We start from the raw sequence: 18,843 nt of genomic DNA, 5'->3' as shown, positions 1-18,843 counted from the left end.
AACTCAATTAAAATTGAACAGTCGGGGCCTTGCTGGCGGCCGCGTCGGCCTCGAAATAGGGCTTGGGCGGGAAGCCGAACATGCCGGCAAACAGGTTGTTGGGGAACGAGCGCGTGAACGTGTTGTAGTCGTTGGTGACGGCGTTGAACTTGTTGCGCTCTACGTTGATGCGGTTTTCGGTGCCCTCAATCTGGGCCTGCAGCTCCTGGAAGTTGGCGTTGGCCTTCAGGTCGGGGTAGTTTTCGGACACGGCCAGCAGGCGGCCCAGCCCGGCCGACATCTGGCTCTGGGCTTCCTGGAATTTCTTGATGTTTTCGGGCGTCAGGTCGTTGGCATTCAGCTGCACGCTGGTGGCCTTGGCGCGGGCCTCAATCACGCTGGTGAGGGTGCCTTGCTCGAACTTGGCAGCCCCTTTCACGGTGTTCACCAAGTTGCCAATGAGGTCGTTGCGGCGCTGATAGGAGCTTTGCACGTTGCCGGCCTGGGCCTTCACGGCCTGGTCGCGCGTCACCATGCCGTTGTAGCCGCACGACGACTGGGTGAGCAACAGGGCCAGGCCCGCGAAATAGAGAAGAAAGCGTTTCATGATGGGTTGTGAAGGGTGTTAATGAAGGGGGTTAATGAAGGGTATTCGGGGTTGGTAATGGCGCGGCGGCAAAACCTGTGGCCGCTGCTCCGGTTTGCTACCGGGTTTGGGGCAAAGTACGCAGCTTAGCCCTAGTAGTTGTAGCTTGCTGCTTAGCTGCGCCAAACGCCTTCATATATCGTCCTCCCGCTTTCTCCATTACAGCCCCACCCCAATGAAAGCTGTTATTCCCGTTGCCGGCATTGGCTCGCGCCTGCGCCCCCACACCCACACCCAGCCCAAAAGCCTGGTACCGGTGGCCGGCAATACCATTCTGGGCCACATCATTGACCGCCTGCAGGCCGCCGGCCTCACCGAATTTGTGTTCATCGTGGGCTACCTGGGCGATAAAATTGTGCGCTACGTGCGCCGCCAGTACCCCGAGCTAAAGGCCACGTTTGTGGTGCAGGAGCCGCGCGAGGGCATCGGCCACGCCCTGTGGCTGGCCCGCGAAGAATTCCGCCACGACCCCGACGGCGTGCTCATCATGCTCGGCGACACCATTGTGGACGTGGACCTGCCCGCCCTCATGGCCACGCCCGGCTCGGTGCTGGCCGTGAAGGAGGTGAAAACCCCCAGCATGTTCGGCCTGGTCGAAACCGGGGCCAGCGGCCGCGTGAACAAGGTGGTGGAGAAGCCCAAAATCCCGAAATCGAACTTCGCCATGGTGGGCCTCTACAAGCTGGCCTACCCCGAAAAGCTGGCCGAGGCCCTTGAATGGCTCATCGATTCGGAAACGCGCACCCACGGCGAGTTTCAGCTCACCGATGCGCTCATGCACCTCATCGAAGAGGGCGAGGTGATGTCCACTTGCCCGGTCGACAACTGGTTCGATTGCGGCCGCAAGGAAACCCTGCTCGAAGCCAACGCCCGCCTGCTGAACCGCCCCGAGTTTCTGGAAGGTCACGACTACTCCGAATACCCCGATACCGTGATTATCCCGCCGGTCAGCATCGGGCGCGACTGCCAGATTTCGCATTCCATCATCGGCCCCAACGTGGCCATCGGCGACAAAACCATCGTCAAAAACTGCATCCTCAGCGACTCCATCATCGGCAGCTATTCCGAGCTGAAAGCCGCCGTAATGCACGACTGCATCGTGGGCTCCGACGCCTCGTTCCGGGGCATGAACCACTCGCTGAACATCGGGGATAATACCGAAATCGACTACAGCTAGCCGGAGGTCCAGGGGTCGGTGGATGTAGGGGCGAAGCGGTGCTTCGCCCGTCGTTGCAGATTCTATTCAACGACGGGCGAAGCACCGCTTCGCCCCTACATCCCTTCCTCAACCGCCCACGGGCAGCACGCGCACGTTCACGCTGGCTTTCTGGTCGAGGTCGTTTTCGAGCAGCAGGTACTGGGCCCCGGCGGGGCCGAGGTCGGCGGCCAGCACGCGGGCGGGGTGGCGAGGCGCGGTGGCGGCCAGGGCCACGCCGGGGGCGGGGGCATCGTCAGGCAGCAGCAGCAGGGCCACGCGCACGGCCCCGGCCGGGGCCGTCACCGTGAAGCTCAGGATGCGGTCGGGGCTCAGGGTGCTGTCGAGGCGCGTGACGCGGCGGGCGGGCGCGGCGGTGGCCGTTTTCGCGCCGGGGGCCGAGGCCTCGGCGGTCAGGCTGCGCTCCTCCGGCCCATCGGGGTAGAGGCGAAACAGGCGGCGCAGCGCGTCGTCGGCGCGGTAGGCCACCTGGGCGGCAGCATTCAGGGTCACCAGCTGGGTCCAGAGGGCGTTGAACTGGCCCACGTACTGGTCGGTTTCCACGGTGCCTTCGCCGTGCGCCACGTTCACATCCACGCCGCTGGTTTGGGCGATGGCCGCCAGCCGCAGCAGCTCGGTAATCTTGGCCTGGGGCATGCCGCCGGGTTTGAGCAGGGCGGCCTCGCGGGCCTGCACCTGCTGGGCGGCGGCTTGCAGGGCGGTGTTGAAGGGAAGGGGGCTGTCGCCGGCGGCGGTCACGGCGCGGTGGCCAAACAGGTCGTCGGCGTGGGGCGTGGTGGGATAGGCTTTCTTGGCGTAGAAAAACAGGTCTTGCAGCAGGGGCCGGGCCTGGTCCAGGGCCTCGTCGCGGCTCAGCACGGTTTGGTGCTGGTCGGCCTGGCGCAGGTCGAGGCCGGGCAGGGCCTGGGCGGCCGTGGCATCGGCGAGGAGCTGGGCAAACCAGGCCGGGGTGAGGTCGGCATCGGCGGCGGCCAGGTCTTTTTGCCGGGCCAGGCCCAGGCTTTAGAGGGAAAACGCGCGGGTAAGCGCGTCCTGGTAGGTACCCCCGAAGAGGCGGGTGTCGGTGTACGACATAAGGAATTGGGAAAAGAACGGATAGAAATCCCGCCGCACGCACGATGGTAGCCGGAAGATAGAAATACTTTCATTGTTTGTCCGTTCGAGCCGCCCCGCCCGCCCCCGTACCAGCCTCGCCCCTTGCCGGATGGAGACCGGACGCCCCCGTACCGGCCTCGCCCCTTGCCGGATGGCGGCCGGACGCCCCCGTACCGGCCTCGCCCCTTGCCGGATGGCGGCCGGCTGGCCTCGTACCGGGGTGCCGCAGCCCCGCACCGGGACCGCGCCGGCGTTTGCCGGGCCGTTTGGTGATGCTGGAAAACGTTCGTTTGTTGGGAGGCAAGGGTTCACGAAACGCATCCCCTCGGCGCGTTTCGTAAACGTTCATTCGTAGACGGGTTTCGTAAACTCACCAGGTGCTACAGTAGCTTGCCAGCACCTGGTAGCGGGCAGCAGCTGGTAGTTCACCGAAAAGAGGGTAAACTTAATCACATGAAAAAAGCCCTAAAACGACAGGTAAGCCTATTGCTTCGCTTGAAGGTTATCAACCTCTAGCTTGTAGCCAAACATATTCCTTAAGTTAGGCAACGTGGTCAACCCGTAACAGCTTTTTTTACGGCCCGTGAGCAGGACCCGCAATCCTTCCACCTGATATTGCGCCGGCAGCGGATGAACCGGTACCAAATAATTGTCAAGGAGGTACCGCCCACTGGAAAGGGCGGTTTCGTCCACAATCAGGCAATAGGTATCCAATTGGGTCTTGGTCACCACGGCTTCCCGGTTTTGATAAGAAGCCAACACGTGCTCATTATCACAGCTCTGCTGGGGCGCATTGCCTTCGTCTTTGCTACACCCGGCCATGGCCCCAAGAATCAGCAAAGCGGAGGTTATCAAGGCTTTCATGGCGCAGGGGGTGAAGGTTTCAAGAACGAGCGGGGCAACGGCTGATTGGTTGCGTGGGAAAATATACCACCAGAAAGCTTGTGGCACTTTCAAGAGGAATGCTGCACACCAAGTTGGGTCTACCACTTGGACCGGAGAACGGGTGACCAAGGCAAAATACTACCCGTGCGTTAACCAGACTTACTGTTCAAGAAAACGGTCTTTTTCTTACAAATAGGACTTACGCAGTTGAAACACTAACAAACTGAAAAACAGCAATATAACAAATATGCGTCTTGAATGCAAGTCGTTGATTTTCAAGTTACATAGCTTTTGAAGTGCGTAAGTCCTAACAAAGATTAACCCTCACCCGACCACCTGCCCCGTTACGTTCTCCTCCTTCGGCCATCACCGCAGCTGCTTATCGCCCCTGTAGCATCAAACCCATAATAAATAGCGCCCAAACCCGTACTTTTCCGGTAAAATCGCGCTGCTTATGACTTTTCGCTTCGTTCTGGCCTTTCTGCTGGCCCTCATGCTGTTCACCGCCCGCGCCCAAACGCCCCTCGGCCAGCCCTCGCTCGATGAATCGAAGGTGCAAATCTGGTGTGCCACGGTGCGCTTCGTGTACGACGATGCCGGCCGGCCCAACCTCAAAAGCACCGTGCGCTGCGAGGGCGGCAACCTGACGGCGCTGGCCGCCAGCATCCGGCCCGACAGCCTGCGGGTGTTCAGCGTGCTATATCAGCCCATTGAGGGCCGGGGCACCATTTACCAGGGTAAAAAGGACAATTCGGCCCGGCTCGCGGCGCTGGCCAAAGCCATTGTGAATAAGCTGAAAGGCTCGCCCGCCCGGCGCAAAGACCCTGCCCGCATGGCCCGCGTGGCCGCCCTCGAAACGGCCCTTACCAACTACGTGACCTCGGGCACGCCCCTGGGCGAAGTAGCCGCCGCAATGGCCCCGGAAATGGCCGACACCGCCGCCACCGCCACACCCGGCCCGGCCGAAGCCGCCGAGGCCCAGGCCGCCGCCGAGCGCGATGCCGCCGGCACGTCGGCGGTGGCCCTGCCGGTTACGGGGCCGGGCAGCTTGCTCTATCGTTTTGCGGCCCCGCTGGCGCTTATTCTGGGCATTCTGAGCCTGGTGCTCTACATTATGCTGCGCGTGACGCTGGGCCAGTGGCGCCGCCAGCAGCGCCGCGAAACCCTGGAAGCCAAGCACGCCGCCACCGCTGCCCAGGCCGCCGCCGCCGAAACCAGTGCCGCCGTGGCCGACTCCGTAGCCCGCGTGAAGCGCGCCGAAGCCCTGATTCTCGCGGCGGCCGCGCCCGAGGCCAACAATGCCCCGGCCGCGCCGGTTCTCGACCAGCTCAGCTCCGCCCAGCGCCTGGAAGTGGAGCGCCTGGTGAGCCAGCGCGTAGATGAGGAGCTGCGCTGGCTGCGCGCCAACCTGCCCGAGTTGGTGGCTTCGGCCATCAGCCATGCCCCGGCGGCGCACGACACGGCAGCCGCTGCCGCTTCCGGCCAGCCATCCGGCGAAGTAGCCGATGATGTGCAGATGGACTGATTTTTAATACGCTTTGTTGTTTCACTCTCTTTTTTCGGCTGGCAACGGCCTTCATCTTTCTTCCTTGTTTCATGAAAGCTGTCTTACCTCTGGCCGTCCTGCTGGCGGCTGCTTCGGCCTGTCGCGCCACGACTCCGCCCGCCCGCAATACCCTTCCCAACCACCAGGCCCTCACCGAAGCCACCATGCCCGAAACCGGCGAGCCCAGCCGGCGAGCCGGCCTGGAATTACCCACTCCCCCGCCCGTGAAATATCCCGCCACCCGCAAAACCGACTTCACCGACACCTATTTCGGCACCAAAGTAGCCGACCCCTACCGCTGGCTCGAAGCCCTCGATGCGCCCGAAACCAAGGCCTGGGTGACCGCCGAAAACGAAGTGACCTTTGGTTATCTGAAGCAGATTCCGTTCCGGGACAAAATCCGGGAGCGGCTCACCAAAATCTGGAACTACGAGCGGTTTGGCGTGCCCGAGCAGGTGGGTTCCGAGCTGGTGTTCAGCAAGAACGACGGCCTGCAGAACCAGGCGGTGCTCTACCGCCAGCGCGGCGCGGAGGAGCCGCAAATCCTGCTCGACCCCAACAAGTTCTCGGCCGACGGCACCACCGCCCTGGCCGGCACCGAGTTCAGCAACGACCACCGCTACCTGGCCTACGCCACCAGCGGCGGCGGCTCCGACTGGCACAAGGTCCGCATCCTGGACGTGGCCACCAGCAAGCTGCTGCCCGAAACCCTGGAATGGGTGAAGGTATCGGGCACGTCGTGGACCAAAAACGGCTTCTACTACGGCCGCTACGATGCGCCCAAGGCCGGCCAAAACGGCCTTTCGGGCAAAAACGAGTTCCACAAAGTGTACTTCCACAAGCTGAACACGCCGCAGAGCGCCGACCAGCTGGTGTACGAAAACGCGAAAATGCCCCTGGGCTTCCGCTTCGTTAATGCCACGGAAGACGAGCGGTTCCTGGCCCTGACGCTCACCGATGGCAAGGCCGACGGCAACCAGCTGCTGGTGCGCGACCTAGCAGACCCCAAGCAGGCCAAAACCTGGACTACGCTCATTTCGAGCTACGAATTCAACAGCAACATCATCGGCAACGTGGGCGGCGAGGTGCTGGTGTACACCAACTACAAGGCCCCCAACTACCGCGTCGTCCGCATCGACCCGAAGAAGCCGGCTGAAGCCAACTGGCACGACGTGCTGCCCGAAAGCAAGAACAAGCTGGAGAGCGTGACGCAAGTAGGCGGCCGCCTGGTTGCTGATTATCTGAACGATGCCAGCTCGCAGGTGAAAGTCTATTCCGAGCTGGGCAAGTTTGAGCACGATGTGAAGCTGCCGGCCATCGGCACGGCCAGCGGCTTTGGCGGCCGGCGCGATGCCAAGTCGGTGTACTACGCTTTCACCTCGTTCACCTACCCCACCACCATCTACAAATACGACCTCGCCACCAACACCAGCACGGTTTTCCGCGCCCCGAAGGTGGACGTGAACCCGGCCGATTACGTGACGACGCAGGTGTTCTACCCGAGTAAGGACGGCACGAAAATCCCCATGTTCATCATCCACAAAAAAGGGGTTGAATTGAACGGCAAGAACCCCACCTACCTCTACGCCTACGGCGGATTCAACATCTCGCTCACGCCGGGCTTCTCGGTGGCACGCATGCTGTGGCTGGAAAACGGCGGCGTGCTGGCCATCCCCAACCTGCGCGGGGGCGGCGAATACGGCGAATCCTGGCACAAAGCCGGCATGACGCCCAACAAGCAAAACGTGTTCGACGACTTCATTGCCGCCGCCGAGTACCTGAAAACCAACAAGTACACCGACTATGACCACCTCGCCATCGCGGGCGGCTCCAACGGCGGCCTGCTCGTGGGCGCAACCATGACGCAGCGCCCCGACCTGTGCAAAGTGGCCCTGCCCGCCGTGGGCGTGATGGATATGCTCCGCTACCAGACCTTCACCATCGGCTGGAACTGGGCTCCCGAATACGGCACCTCGGCCGACCAGAAGCAGTTCGAGAACCTGCGCAAGTTCTCGCCCCTGCACAACCTGGCCCCGGCCGTGTACCCCGCCACCATGATTACCACCGCCGACCACGACGACCGGGTGGTGCCCGCCCACTCCTTCAAGTTTGCCGCCGCCCTGCAAGCTGCCAACACCGGCCCCAACCCCACCCTAATTCGAGTTGATGTGAACGCCGGCCACGGCGCGGGCAAAAGCACCAAGCTACAGATTGATGAGTGGGCCGACGTGTGGAGCTTCTGCTACGCCAACATGGGCGTAACGCCGGAAGTGAAATAATGATGCAGCAGTAAAAGGCCGTCATGCTGAGCGCAGCCGAAGCATCTCTACCGCATAACTAATCCAATCGAAAGGATTTAGCACTGCGATAGAGGTGCTTCGGCTGCGCTCAGCATGACGTTTTAATACTCATAGACATTTCACTGTCCCAACGCTTCCCATTGCTTTCCCTACCGATTTATCCCCCCTTATGCAAATAGGCATCAGCTCTTTCGGCGAAATCGCCCCGGCTAACCTCGCCGGCCAAGACCATGCCGCCGCGCAACGCATGCAGGAGCTGCTGGCCATGGGTAAGCTGGCCGATGAAACCGGCCTCGACGTTTTCGCCCTCGGCGAACACCACCGCCCCGACTTCATCATCTCGGCTCCCGAAGTTATTCTGGCCGCCGTGGCCGCCATCACCAAGCGCATCCGCCTGAGCAGCGCCGTTACCGTCCTCAGCTCCGTCGACCCAGTTCGCACCTTCCAGAACTTCGCTACCGTCGACCTCATTTCCAACGGCCGGGCCGAGATTATTGCCGGGCGGGGCTCCTTCATCGAGTCGTTCCCGCTCTTCGGGCAGGATTTGAAGGATTATGACGCGCTGTTCATTGAGAAGCTCCAGCTGCTGCTGAAAATCAATGATAACGAAGTCGTGACCTGGCAAGGCAAACACCGCGCCGCCATCGATGCCAAAGGCGTGTACCCGCGCCCCGCGCAGCCCAAAATCCCGGTCTGGATTGGCGTGGGCGGCACACCGGCTTCCGTTATTCGGGCCGGGCAGCTGGGGCTGCCACTCACCATTGCCATTCTCGGCGGCGCGCCCGCGCAGTACGTGCCGTTTGCCGAGCTCTACCGCGAATCGGCCCAGAAAGCCGGCCACAACGTGGCCGCGCTCCAACTCGCCATCAACTGCCACCTGCACCTGGCCGACACCGCCGAGCAGGCCCGCGACGAATTCTTCCCGCCCTACTCGCAGCTCATGAACCGCATCGGCCGCGAGCGCGGCTGGTCGCCCATGGACCGCCGGCATTTCGACTACCTCTGCGGCCCGCAAGGCCCACTGCTGGTGGGCAGCCCCGAGGATATCATCGCCAAGCTGCTCTACCAGCGCCAGTTGTTCAACAACACCCGGTTCCTGGCCCAGCTTGTCATCGAAGGAATCTCGCACCAGAGTGTATTGCGTTCCATCGAGCTGTTGGGTACGCAGGTAGCGCCGGCCATCCGGACCACGGATTAGCACGGATTTTAGCGGATTTCACGGATTTTGTAGTCGGCGCTCGTGCCACGCATCGGTCCTCTCGCCTACCAACAAAAAAAGGCCACTCTCAGGAGTGGCCTTTTTTTGTTGGTAAACACAGCGTAAGCGAATAATAGCGCCGACTACAAAATCCGCTAAAATCCGTGCTAATCCGTGGTCTAGTAGCGGTACAGGTCCGACTTGAACGGACCTTCCACCGTTACCTTGATGTAGTCAGCCTGGTGCGTAGTCAGCTCGTCCAGCTCCACGCCGATTTTGGCGAGGTGCAGGCGGGCTACCTTTTCATCGAGGTGCTTGGGCAGGGTGTACACCTGGTTGGTGTACTGGTCGTTGCGCTCCCATAGCTCCAATTGGGCCAGCACCTGGTTGGTGAACGAAGCCGACATCACGAACGAGGGGTGGCCAGTGGCGCAGCCCAGGTTCACGAGGCGACCTTCGGCGAGGATAATCACCTCTTTGCCTTCGATGTTGTAGATGTCCACCTGCGGCTTCACCGTGTCCTTGGTGTGGCCGTAGTTGCCATTCAGCCACGCCATGTCAATCTCATCATCGAAGTGACCGATGTTGCAAACAATGGCTTTGTCCTTCAGGCTGCGGAAATGCTCCTCCGTCAGAATGTCGCAGTTGCCGGTAGCCGTCACCACGATGTCGGCTTCCTTCACGGCATTTGCCAGCTTCTTCACGGCGTAGCCGTCCATAGCTGCCTGCAGGGCACAGATGGGGTCAATTTCGGTCACGATAACGCGGGCACCCGCGCCGCTCAGCGAAGCGGCAGTGCCTTTTCCTACGTCACCGTAGCCGGCCACTACGGCTACTTTGCCGGCCATCATCACGTCGGTAGCCCGGCGGATAGCGTCCACAGCCGACTCTTTGCAGCCGTACTTGTTGTCGAATTTCGACTTTGTTACCGAGTCGTTCACGTTGATGGCGGGGAAGGACAGCGTGCCGTTTTTCACGCGCTCGTACAGGCGTAGCACGCCGGTCGTCGTCTCTTCGCTCACACCTTTGATGCCGGCGGCCAGCTCGGGGTAATTGTTCAGCACCATGTTGGTGAGGTCGCCGCCGTCGTCCAGAATCATGTTCAGCGGCTTGCGGTCCTCGCCGAAAAACAGCGTCTGCTCGATACACCAGTTGAACTGCTCTTCAGTCATGTCCTTCCAGGCGTACACTGCTCCGCCAGCGGCGGCAATGGCAGCGGCGGCGTGGTCCTGGGTTGAGAAGATGTTGCATGACGACCAGGTTACCTCCGCTCCCAGTGCCTTGAGGGTTTCGATGAGGACCGCCGTTTGAATAGTCATGTGCAGGCAGCCGGCAATGCGCGCGCCTTTGAAGGGCTGCGATGCGCCAAACTCCTCGCGCAGACTCATCAAACCGGGCATTTCGGCTTCGGCCAGGCGGATTTCCTTGCGGCCCCATGCGGCCAGCTCCATGTCCTTTACTTTGTACGGAACGTACGTCTTCGTCGTGGTTTCCACCATGATACGGTTTAATTTATTGTGTGGCGATTCAACTGCAAAGATACTGATTTTGTTCGCCTCAGCCCACAAAAAAGCCCGCGCCGGTTGGACGCGGGCTCGTAGCGTGGTAAAAGCCACGGCGGTATTGGGCTAATTATTCTGCGAAACAAAAGCTTTGAGCTTCTGGTCGTTGTTCAGGCTTCCATTGGTGCCGCTCACCAGTACGGTGTAGCTTTTACCGGCTTCATAGTTTTTGGTGCCCGTGCCGGCACCCGTACCATCACCCACTTGGGCGATGGTGGTGCCATTTGCATCAAGAATGGAAAGACTGTAGGTATTGGCCGTTACGTTCACGAATGGCGAAGCAACGCTGGCACCAACATTACTCACCACATCGGCAACTACCGGCCCGTTAACCGTGGTGGTGATTTGCGATAACCGAATGGGGTTGGTAACGCTCTGGCCCAAATTGATAACCCGGATGCGGGCTTTGGTGGCATCCGTAATGGTCAGGTCATCGGGGAAGAGCAAGCCGCCTACCACCGAGGAAGACTGCGCGGGCGCAGCTACAAACGTGTAGTTTTTATCTTTATCGAGCGCAAGTGACTGCGTAAAAGCCACCTGCCCGCTTGCAGTCACCTGCAAAGGCCGCGCACCGGTCTGGATGGTCTGGTAGCCCCCGCTGCTGGCGCCATAAGCCAGCGAAGCTTTCTCTGAGTTATCAATCAGGAACTTCAGCGTGGTGGGCGCAACGTGGGAGGCAGCATTGATGAATACAATTTTTCCGGTATCTGCAGCCGGTGTTGGCGTGGGCGTGTCGCTCTTGCTACACGCGGCCAGCAGCAGCGTAGCCGGCAAAATAGCCTGAATAGCGCGGCGAAATACGAGGGATGTTTTCATGGAAAAAAGTCGGTTGGATGGTAAAGTACGCGGCCGAGCGGATGATTAGCCGGCTCGGCCTGAACGTGTGACACCCTGGGTTTGTTGGGTTCGCGGCCAGAAAATATTGCGCGCCCGGTCTTTCCAGCCTTCTAAGCATCATTATATTTGTTACTATGCACGAAATCAACCAGCTGCGCCCAGTTAATTGGCAGCTCCATGGCGCAGCCACTATTATCCTATCCGTTAATCTATTAGCTCCTGCGTTGGCCCAGCAAGTCCCTGGCAGCGTTCGCCTCCTACCCGAAGATGAGGCCCGTGGCCTGGGTGGCCCCCAGCACAATTTTGATTTCCTGCCCCCCGGGGCCAGCAGCGACAATTACCAGACGGCCGGCTTCTTCGGCCAAAAGCTCCGCCCCTACCTGGCCGGCAATACCGCCGCCCTGGCCCACCTCAACGAATACCGCCGCCAGAAGACTTTTTTTCTGATTGACCGCCTCGTGGCCGTCGGGTCATTCAGCCTCTATGGCGAGCAGATTCTGGGCAACGGCGACCGGCAATACTTCAACTCGACGCAGCAGATTGCCGTTGGAGTATTCGTTACTAGCCTGCTGGCCACGGTTTTCATCAACCGCAACACCAACTCGCACCTACAGCGGGCGGTCAAATCCTACAATAACAATGTAGTTCACGGCGGCATCTGGCAGCGCCTGCAGCCGGCCGCCATGGGCTTTGCGGCCGCATCCACCGGCCAGCCCCTACTTTCGCTGCGCTGGGCGTTGCGCTAAGTGCTACTTTTTCCCGTATAAGGTCATCCATGGACTACCCCTTGCCCGAAGCGGCCCGGCGGTACGTGGCCGCGCACCTGCACGACGACCCCGCCCACCTGGCCCTCCAAGCCCGCCGCCACCCCGGCCTCCCCGTTCCTGAACTGGTGCGCCAGATTCAGGCCCGCCAAAAAGCCCGCGCCAAGCTCCCCGCCTGGGCCGATAACCTGGAACTGATTTTCCCGCCCGCCCTATCCGTCGAGCAGGCGTCGTCGGCCCGCACGGCGGCTTTCAAGGCCAATCTGGTCGACGGGCAGCGCCTGGCCGACCTCACCGGCGGCTTCGGGGCCGACTCGGCCGCCTTTGCCGCCCGCGTGGCGCAGGTCGACTACGTGGAGCGCGACCCCGCGCTGGCGGAAGTAGTGCGCTATAATTTCGGCAAGCTCGGTATTGATAATGTGACCATTAATGCCGCCGATGCGGTGGCATTTCTGAAAAGCACGCCGCATCATTACGACTGGCTCTACCTCGACCCGGCCCGGCGCGACACCGCCGCCCGCAAGATTTTCCTACTGCGCGACTGCGAGCCCGACGTAGCGAAGCTGTTGCCCCTGCTGCTGCACAAGGCCGATAAGGTGCTACTCAAAACCTCGCCCATGCTTGATATTGAGCACGCGGTGCAGGGCCTGGCCCATGTGCGCCGCCTCTGGGTAGTGGCCGTGGATAATGAGGTCAAGGAAGTGCTCTACGAGCTGGGTCAGGAGCCCGCCGTAGACCCCGAGCGCTATGCCCTGAACCTGCGCCGCGACGGCACCCAGCAGGAATTCCGCCTCAACCGTGCCCGCGAGGCCCGCGCCATCCCCCGCTACGCCGAGGCCCAGCAGTACCTCTACGAGCCCAACGCGGCCGTGCTCAAGGCGGGCGCATTCCGCAGCATCGGCACGGCGTTCGAACTGCTCAAGCTGCACCAGCACAGCCACCTTTATACCTCTGATGTGTTGCGGGCCGATTTTCCGGGCCGGGTCTTCAAAATCTTGGCCGTGGAAAAGGCCGATGGCGCAGCCCTCAAAGCCCACCTGGGGCCAGAGGCGCGCGCCCACGTCACCACCCGCAATTTCCCGGATTCGGTGGCCGATTTCCGCCGGCGCACCGGCATCCGCGAGGGCGGCGAAGTTTACCTGTTTGCTACCACCGACCTACGCAGCCGGCCAGTGGTGCTGGTGTGCGAAAAGCTCACGCCCCCGGTGAATGGCTTGGCCTGAAACCGGGAGCTTCGTGCCACTTATTTAATCCAAGCTGTACATATTGAACCTTAGCCCCACCGGGGCGGCATATCGGTAGCAAATAGTGCAGAAAACGTAATTGAATCCCCGGTGGGGCGACACTCGTTGAACGAGTGTCGCCCCACCGGGGATTCAAAACAACCAAGTCCTTCACCTAACTACCGATATGCCACCCCGCTGGGGCTGACGCTCAACAATCCACCACTTCGATTAGCCAGCACAAAAGCCGCCTCAGCCGGTTGTGCCCCGTAGAGTAGTTGCGCAGTCAACGCAATGCTTTTAATTCAATAATTCAACGATGCGTTTTACAGATAAAGTGTGCCTGGTAACGGGTGGAACCTCCGGCATCGGCCGGGCCTGCTGCGTGCGGCTGGGAGCCGAGGGCGGCACCGTAATAGCCCTGGGCCGCGACAAAGCCGAGGGCGCCGAAACCGTGCGCCTCATCACCAAAGCCGGCGGCAAGGCCCTGTTTATAGCCTGCGAGCTGAGCAAGCCCCGCGCCATTACCGCCACCGTGAACAAAGTACTGGCCAGGTATCACCGCATCGACGTGCTGGTGTGCAACGCGGCCATGATGACCTTTGACCACCTCGTAGACCTGCCACTGACACAGTGGGACCTGCTGATGCTGGTGAACCTGCGTTCGCTGGCCCAACTCACCCAGCTTTGCCTGCCGCATATGCCGGCCGGCAGCTCCATCGTGGCCATCAGCTCGGTGCACGCCCACCAAACCACGGCCAACGTAGTGCCCTACGCCACCAGCAAAGGTGCCCTCGAAGCCTTCGTGCGCGGCATGAGCCTGGAGCTCGACCGCAAGCAGACCCGCATCAATGCCGTAGCCCCCGGAGCCGTAGACACGCCCATGCTCTGGAGCAACCCCAATGTGAAAAACGGCACCGAAAAAATCGATGAAGCCGCCGTGGGCACCCCCGAGGAACTGGCCGCCGCCATTGCCTTCATGGCCTCATCAGAAGCCAGCTTTGTGCACGGCACCACGCTGGTGGTGGACGGCGGCCGGCTGGCGCAGCTATAATACCGCCGCTCAGTAGGCCCAACTACGGCTTCTGTTTCCCGTTGCCTGCTGACCCCTACTGCATTTCCTCGGCAACTGCATAACCACCAATAGCCCGAATTTCCGTACTTTTGCGTCGCGCCCGCCTGCCGGTTTCGGCTTGGTGGGCGCACTTCGTTTCTATCTTCCGCTCTTTTCGCGCACTCAATGCCCTATCTGTTCACTTCCGAATCGGTTTCGGAAGGCCATCCCGATAAAGTTGCCGACCAGATTTCCGACGCCATCCTCGATGAGTATTTGCGCCAGGACCCCACTGCCAAAGTAGCCTGTGAAACCCTCGTAACGACCGATTTTGCCCTCGTAGCCGGCGAAATTAAGTCCACAGCCCACGTCGATGCCGAGCCCATCATCCGCGAAACCATTCGCCGCATTGGCTACAACAAGCCGGAGTATCTTTTCAACGCCGACACCTGCGAGGTGATGAACCGCCTGCACGAGCAGTCGCCCGACATCAACCAGGGCGTGGAGCGCGCCAAGGATGAAGACCAGGGCGCCGGCGACCAGGGCATGATGTTCGGCTACGCCAGCCACGAAACGGCCAACTACATGCCGCTGGCCCTTGACCTCTCGCACCGCCTGCTGCAGGAGCTGGCCGCCATCCGGCGCGAAGGCACGGTCATGCCTTACCTGCGCCCCGACGCCAAGAGCCAGGTAACCATCCGTTACTCGGACGACCACAAGCCCGAGGCTATCGATACCATCGTCATCAGCACCCAGCACGACGAGTTTGATGCCTCCGAGAGCGTGATGCTGGACAAAATCAAAGCCGATGTGCTGGCCATTCTTATCCCGCGCGTGAAAGCCGGCTTGAGCGCCGATGCCCAGGCGCTGTTTACCGATAAAATCACCTACCACATCAACCCCACGGGCAAGTTCGTCATCGGTGGTCCCCACGGCGATTCCGGCCTCACCGGCCGCAAAATCATCGTGGATACCTACGGCGGCAAGGGCGCGCACGGTGGCGGCGCCTTCTCCGGCAAAGACTCCTCCAAAGTAGACCGTTCGGCGGCTTACGCGGCCCGCCACATCGCCAAAAACCTGGTGGCCGCCGGCGTGGCCGACCAAGTGCTGGTGCAAGTAGCCTACGCCATCGGCGTGGCCCAGCCCGTGGGCGTATTTGTGACCACCTACGGCACCATCAAGGTGAAAAACGCTGCAGGCCAGCCCCTCTCCGACGGCGAAGTAGCCGAGAAAGTAAATAAGCTGTTCGACCTGCGCCCCTACGCCATCGTGAAGCGCTTCGGCTTGCAAAACCCCATCTTCGCCCAGTCGGCGGCTTACGGCCACATGGGCCGCCAGCCCGGCACGGTGGACGTAGTGATGCCCAACGGCGAGAAGAAAACCTTCGAAACCTTCACCTGGGAAAAGCTCGACTACGTGCCCCAGATTAAGGCCGAGTTTGGACTCAATTAGCTGTTAGCCCTTCGCTTATAGCTTTTAGCAGTTAGCTTTTAAGCCAAACACTGAAAAGCCCCGCCTGACAAAATCAAGCGGAGCTTTTCAGTGTTTGGCTTAAAAGCTAACTGCTAAAAGTTAGTGCGTCAGCGTTTTCTCTTTGTGCTTCGTAATCTGGCGGCGCAGGCTATCAGTAGCGGCATCGGCGGCGGCTTCGAAGGAAGCAGCATCTTCCGTACTGAACAGGATGTTGCCGGGCACCAGCAGCTTTATCTCGATGGTTTTGTTGTCAATACCATCTTTATTGTTGAGGCGCATAATGACTTCGCCTTCGGTAACCTTGTCGTAAAAAGTTTCCAGCTTATTCAAGCGTTGCTGAACAAAATCAAGCAATTTCTGGTCGGCGTCAAAGTGCACCGAATGCATCTGAATTTTCATAAAGCGGTTGATTTAGAGGTAAAAGGGTAACACAAAACTCAGGCCCGTGGGTGGGCCTGTTTAAATACGGATTTCAGGCGGTCGACAGACAAGTGCGTGTACACCTGCGTGGCCGCCAGACTGGCATGGCCCAGCAACTCTTTAATGGAATTCAGGTCGGCACCCTTGCCCAGTAGGTGCGTGGCAAAGGCGTGGCGCAACGCGTGCGGGTGCTGCTGCGCGCCGGAAGTGGTAATCTGGCTCAGGTAGCGCTTCACGGTACGGTACACGAACTTTTCGTACATGGCCTCGCCCTTGTCGGTGAGCAGCAGCGGGCCGCCGGCGGCGCCAAACTCATGCGCCCGCCGGGCCTGGTAGCGCTCTATCACGAGCTTCAGTGTGGGGTTGAGGGGCACAAGGCGCTGCTTATTGCCCTTGCCGGTTACGCGCACGGTGCTGGCCCCCAAGCTCACATCATCGGCATGAATGCCGATGAGCTCCGAAAGGCGAATACCCGTGCCGTATAGCATTTCAAGCACCAGTTGGTCGCGCTGGCCGGCAAAGCCATCTCCAAACTCGAAGGTGTTCAGCAAGCCGTTCAGCGCCTCTTCGGGCACGAATTCGGGCAGCTTCTTCGCCATTTTGGGAGCCGTGATGCGCAGCATGGGGTTGGCCTCGATGCGGCCGGTGCGCAGCAGGAACTTGTAGTATGAGCGCAGGCAGGCCACTTTGCGGTTCACGGTGCGCGGGTTCAGGTTTTCCTGCATCAGCTCCACCACCCAGCCCCGGATGAGCGGGTGCGTGGCCTGGGCGGGGTCGGCCAGCTCGTAGGCCGATTTCAGGTAGGCGGCAAACTGACCCAGGTCCGTTTGGTACGACACCAGCGTATGCGGACTATAGCGCCGCTCAAAGCGCAAAAAACCGAGAAAAGCATCCATACCAACACCAAAAATGCCCGGCGGTGGGCCGGGCATCCAATGTAGCATTTTTTTATTTTACGCCAAGCTTTCCGTTCCTATACGGACGTGAAAAAACCGGCTAGCTTGCCAATAAAGGCAAACCAGCCGGTTTTCAACAAAGCTAAACGACCGAAAAATTTCGGGCTATTCGCCGGGCTGGCCGTAGGTGGCGAGCTTGTAAACAGCCTTCTGCTTCATCTTGCGCTGGGTGATGCTGGGCTTCTGGAAAAAGGTGCGACGACGCAGCTCTTTCAGAACGCCGGTGCGCTCGAATTTCTTTTTGAAACGCTTCAGAGCGCGGTCAACCGATTCGTTGTCTTTGATTTGAATGATAATCATATCAGGGAATGAGGGAGATTTTCAGAGGGAGGCGGTATAAACCGGGCCGCAAAGATAATCACGGATTTATCGAATTCAAACGGATTTCACGGATTTTGTAGTCGATTCATTTCCAACGCCTAGGCGAAAACGGCTGAACCGTACCTAAAACCCGCGAAACCCGCCAAAATTCACGGTTTACTTAAGCAGAGCGCGGGCAATCACCAGCTTCTGAATTTCGCTGGTACCCTCGCCGATGGTGCAAAGCTTGGCGTCACGGTAATATTTTTCGGCCGGGTAATCCTTGGTGTAGCCGTAGCCACCGAAGATTTGAACGCCTTCGTTGGCAGTGCGCACGCATACTTCCGAAGCGTAAAGTTTGGCCATGGCCGACTCCAGGTTCACGTTCAGGCCACGGTCCTTCATGTCGGCAGCGCGGTAGGTGAGCAGGCTGGCGGCTTCAATCTCGGTCGCCATATCGGCCAGCTTAAAGGCAATGCCCTGGAAGTTGCTGATGGGCTGGTTGAACTGGTGGCGCTCCTTGCTGTACTTGGTGGCGGCCTCCATAGCCCCCTGGGCGATGCCCAGGCTAAGGGCCGCGATGCTGATGCGACCGCCGTCGAGCACTTTCAAGCTTTGCACAAAGCCGTCGCCTACCTTACCAATGACGTTTTCCTTCGGCACTTTGCAGTCGGTAAAAATCAGCTCGGTGGTTTCGGAAGCGCGCATGCCCAGCTTGTCTTCCTTGCGGCCGGCCTCAAAGCCCGGCGTGCCGCGCTCAATGATGAAGGCCGTCATGCCGTGCGAGTCGCCCACTTCGCCAGTCCGCACGATAACCACGGCCACGTTGCCGGATTTGCCGTGCGTGATGAAGTTTTTTGCACCGTTGATAATGTAGTTTTCGCCGCTCTCGTCGAGCACGGCGGTGGTGCGCATGTTGCCGGCATCGGAGCCGGTGTTAGGCTCGGTGAGGCCCCAGGCGCCAATCCATTCGCCGGAGGCCAGCTTGGGCAGATATTTCTGCTTCTGCTCTTCAGAAGCATGCTGGAGGATGTGGCCGGTGCAGAGCGAGTTGTGGGCCGCCATGCTCAGGCCAATACTGCCATCAATCTTGGACAGCTCGGCAATGGCCGTCACGTACTCGACGTAGCCAAAACCGGCTCCGCCGTACTCCTGGGGCACGAGCACGCCCATCAGGCCCAGCTCGCCGAGCTTGTGAAACACATGGATGGGAAACTCCTGGCTCTCATCCCATTTCATCATATCGGGCTTGATGTGCTGGGCACCAAAGTCGCGCACCATCTGCGCTATCATGGTTTGGTTTTCGGTGGCTACGGCTTCCATGTAAAAGGAACTGAGGGTGGGATTTGAGATAATTCTAATGTCTTTGCTGCGGCAATGACCGTTTAG

The 18,843-nt window shown here is 60.2% G+C and carries 17 protein-coding genes; 8 read left to right on the top strand and 9 right to left on the bottom strand.

Going from position 1 to position 18,843, the window contains the following annotated elements; genetic code table 11:
• Nucleotides 1–7 precede the first annotated feature (7 nt).
• Nucleotides 8–586: a LemA family protein gene (locus KQ661_RS04205; RefSeq protein WP_168672560.1), complete on the bottom strand. Its 579-nt coding sequence runs from the start codon at nt 584–586 to the stop codon at nt 8–10.
• A 214-nt stretch (nt 587–800) separates the two neighbouring features.
• On the opposite strand from KQ661_RS04205, the gene KQ661_RS04200 reads away from it, so the two are divergent.
• Nucleotides 801–1,802, top strand: coding sequence for a sugar phosphate nucleotidyltransferase (locus tag KQ661_RS04200; RefSeq protein WP_216679493.1), 1,002 nt, complete (start codon nt 801–803; stop codon nt 1,800–1,802).
• A 108-nt stretch (nt 1,803–1,910) separates the two neighbouring features.
• Here the strand turns inward: KQ661_RS04200 and KQ661_RS04195 are convergent, their stop codons facing one another.
• Together KQ661_RS04195 and KQ661_RS04190 are read right to left on the bottom strand one after the other, a co-directional pair.
• Nucleotides 1,911–2,699: a hypothetical protein gene (locus KQ661_RS04195; protein ID WP_216685745.1), complete on the bottom strand. Its 789-nt coding sequence runs from the start codon at nt 2,697–2,699 to the stop codon at nt 1,911–1,913.
• 720 nt (nt 2,700–3,419) lie between these two features.
• On the bottom strand, nt 3,420–3,893 hold the full coding sequence (locus tag KQ661_RS04190; protein ID WP_216685744.1) for a hypothetical protein: 474 nt from the start codon (nt 3,891–3,893) through the stop codon (nt 3,420–3,422).
• Nucleotides 3,894–4,275: 382 nt separating this feature from the next.
• Here KQ661_RS04190 and KQ661_RS04185 point away from each other — a divergent pair, with 382 nt between their 5' ends.
• The 3 genes from KQ661_RS04185 to KQ661_RS04175 all read left to right on the top strand — a co-directional run bounded on the left by KQ661_RS04185 (nt 4,276) and on the right by KQ661_RS04175 (nt 8,865).
• Complete coding sequence (locus KQ661_RS04185; RefSeq protein WP_216685743.1) at nt 4,276–5,346, top strand: hypothetical protein; 1,071 nt, start codon at nt 4,276–4,278, stop codon at nt 5,344–5,346.
• Nucleotides 5,347–5,417: 71 nt separating this feature from the next.
• On the top strand, nt 5,418–7,646 hold the full coding sequence (locus KQ661_RS04180) for a prolyl oligopeptidase family serine peptidase (protein ID WP_216685742.1): 2,229 nt from the start codon (nt 5,418–5,420) through the stop codon (nt 7,644–7,646).
• 190 nt (nt 7,647–7,836) lie between these two features.
• Nucleotides 7,837–8,865: an LLM class flavin-dependent oxidoreductase gene (locus KQ661_RS04175; RefSeq protein WP_216679488.1), complete on the top strand. Its 1,029-nt coding sequence runs from the start codon at nt 7,837–7,839 to the stop codon at nt 8,863–8,865.
• Between the two features lie 179 nt (nt 8,866–9,044).
• Here the strand turns inward: KQ661_RS04175 and ahcY are convergent, their stop codons facing one another.
• Entirely contained in the window at nt 9,045–10,364 is a 1,320-nt protein-coding gene (gene ahcY / locus KQ661_RS04170) for an adenosylhomocysteinase (protein ID WP_216679487.1), read from the bottom strand.
• Between the two features lie 129 nt (nt 10,365–10,493).
• Nucleotides 10,494–11,243, bottom strand: coding sequence for a DUF4397 domain-containing protein (locus tag KQ661_RS04165; RefSeq protein WP_216679486.1), 750 nt, complete (start codon nt 11,241–11,243; stop codon nt 10,494–10,496).
• Between the two features lie 155 nt (nt 11,244–11,398).
• On the opposite strand from KQ661_RS04165, the gene KQ661_RS04160 reads away from it, so the two are divergent.
• The 4 genes from KQ661_RS04160 (at nt 11,399) to metK (ending at nt 15,757) form a co-directional block, all read left to right on the top strand.
• Nucleotides 11,399–12,010: a hypothetical protein gene (locus KQ661_RS04160; RefSeq protein WP_216679485.1), complete on the top strand. Its 612-nt coding sequence runs from the start codon at nt 11,399–11,401 to the stop codon at nt 12,008–12,010.
• 29 nt (nt 12,011–12,039) lie between these two features.
• The gene (locus tag KQ661_RS04155; RefSeq protein WP_216685741.1) at nt 12,040–13,251 is read left to right on the top strand and encodes a class I SAM-dependent methyltransferase; all 1,212 of its coding nucleotides are present in this window, start codon (nt 12,040–12,042) and stop codon (nt 13,249–13,251) included.
• A 319-nt stretch (nt 13,252–13,570) separates the two neighbouring features.
• On the top strand, nt 13,571–14,305 hold the full coding sequence (locus KQ661_RS04150; RefSeq protein ID WP_216679483.1) for an SDR family NAD(P)-dependent oxidoreductase: 735 nt from the start codon (nt 13,571–13,573) through the stop codon (nt 14,303–14,305).
• 186 nt (nt 14,306–14,491) lie between these two features.
• On the top strand, nt 14,492–15,757 hold the full coding sequence (gene metK, locus KQ661_RS04145) for a methionine adenosyltransferase (RefSeq protein WP_216685740.1): 1,266 nt from the start codon (nt 14,492–14,494) through the stop codon (nt 15,755–15,757).
• Nucleotides 15,758–15,877: 120 nt separating this feature from the next.
• On the opposite strand, the gene hpf is transcribed toward metK, so the two are convergent.
• From hpf to KQ661_RS04125, 4 genes are all read right to left on the bottom strand, one after another.
• Nucleotides 15,878–16,177 (bottom strand): ribosome hibernation-promoting factor, HPF/YfiA family, encoded by a 300-nt coding sequence (gene hpf, locus KQ661_RS04140; protein WP_216679481.1) that lies wholly within the window; start codon nt 16,175–16,177, stop codon nt 15,878–15,880.
• Nucleotides 16,178–16,215: 38 nt separating this feature from the next.
• Entirely contained in the window at nt 16,216–17,094 is an 879-nt protein-coding gene (locus KQ661_RS04135; protein ID WP_216685739.1) for a tyrosine-type recombinase/integrase, read from the bottom strand.
• Nucleotides 17,095–17,259: 165 nt separating this feature from the next.
• Entirely contained in the window at nt 17,260–17,454 is a 195-nt protein-coding gene (gene rpsU, locus KQ661_RS04130; RefSeq protein ID WP_216679479.1) for a 30S ribosomal protein S21, read from the bottom strand.
• 177 nt (nt 17,455–17,631) lie between these two features.
• On the bottom strand, nt 17,632–18,777 hold the full coding sequence (locus tag KQ661_RS04125) for an acyl-CoA dehydrogenase family protein (protein WP_216679478.1): 1,146 nt from the start codon (nt 18,775–18,777) through the stop codon (nt 17,632–17,634).
• Nucleotides 18,778–18,843 lie beyond the last annotated feature (66 nt).

This window comes from Hymenobacter siberiensis (genome assembly GCF_018967845.1).
In the GTDB taxonomy this organism is placed as follows: Bacteria; Bacteroidota; Bacteroidia; order Cytophagales; family Hymenobacteraceae; genus Hymenobacter; species Hymenobacter siberiensis.
The sequence above is the reverse complement of the archived record's forward strand: the minus strand, read 5'-3'. Positions and strand labels throughout refer to the sequence as shown.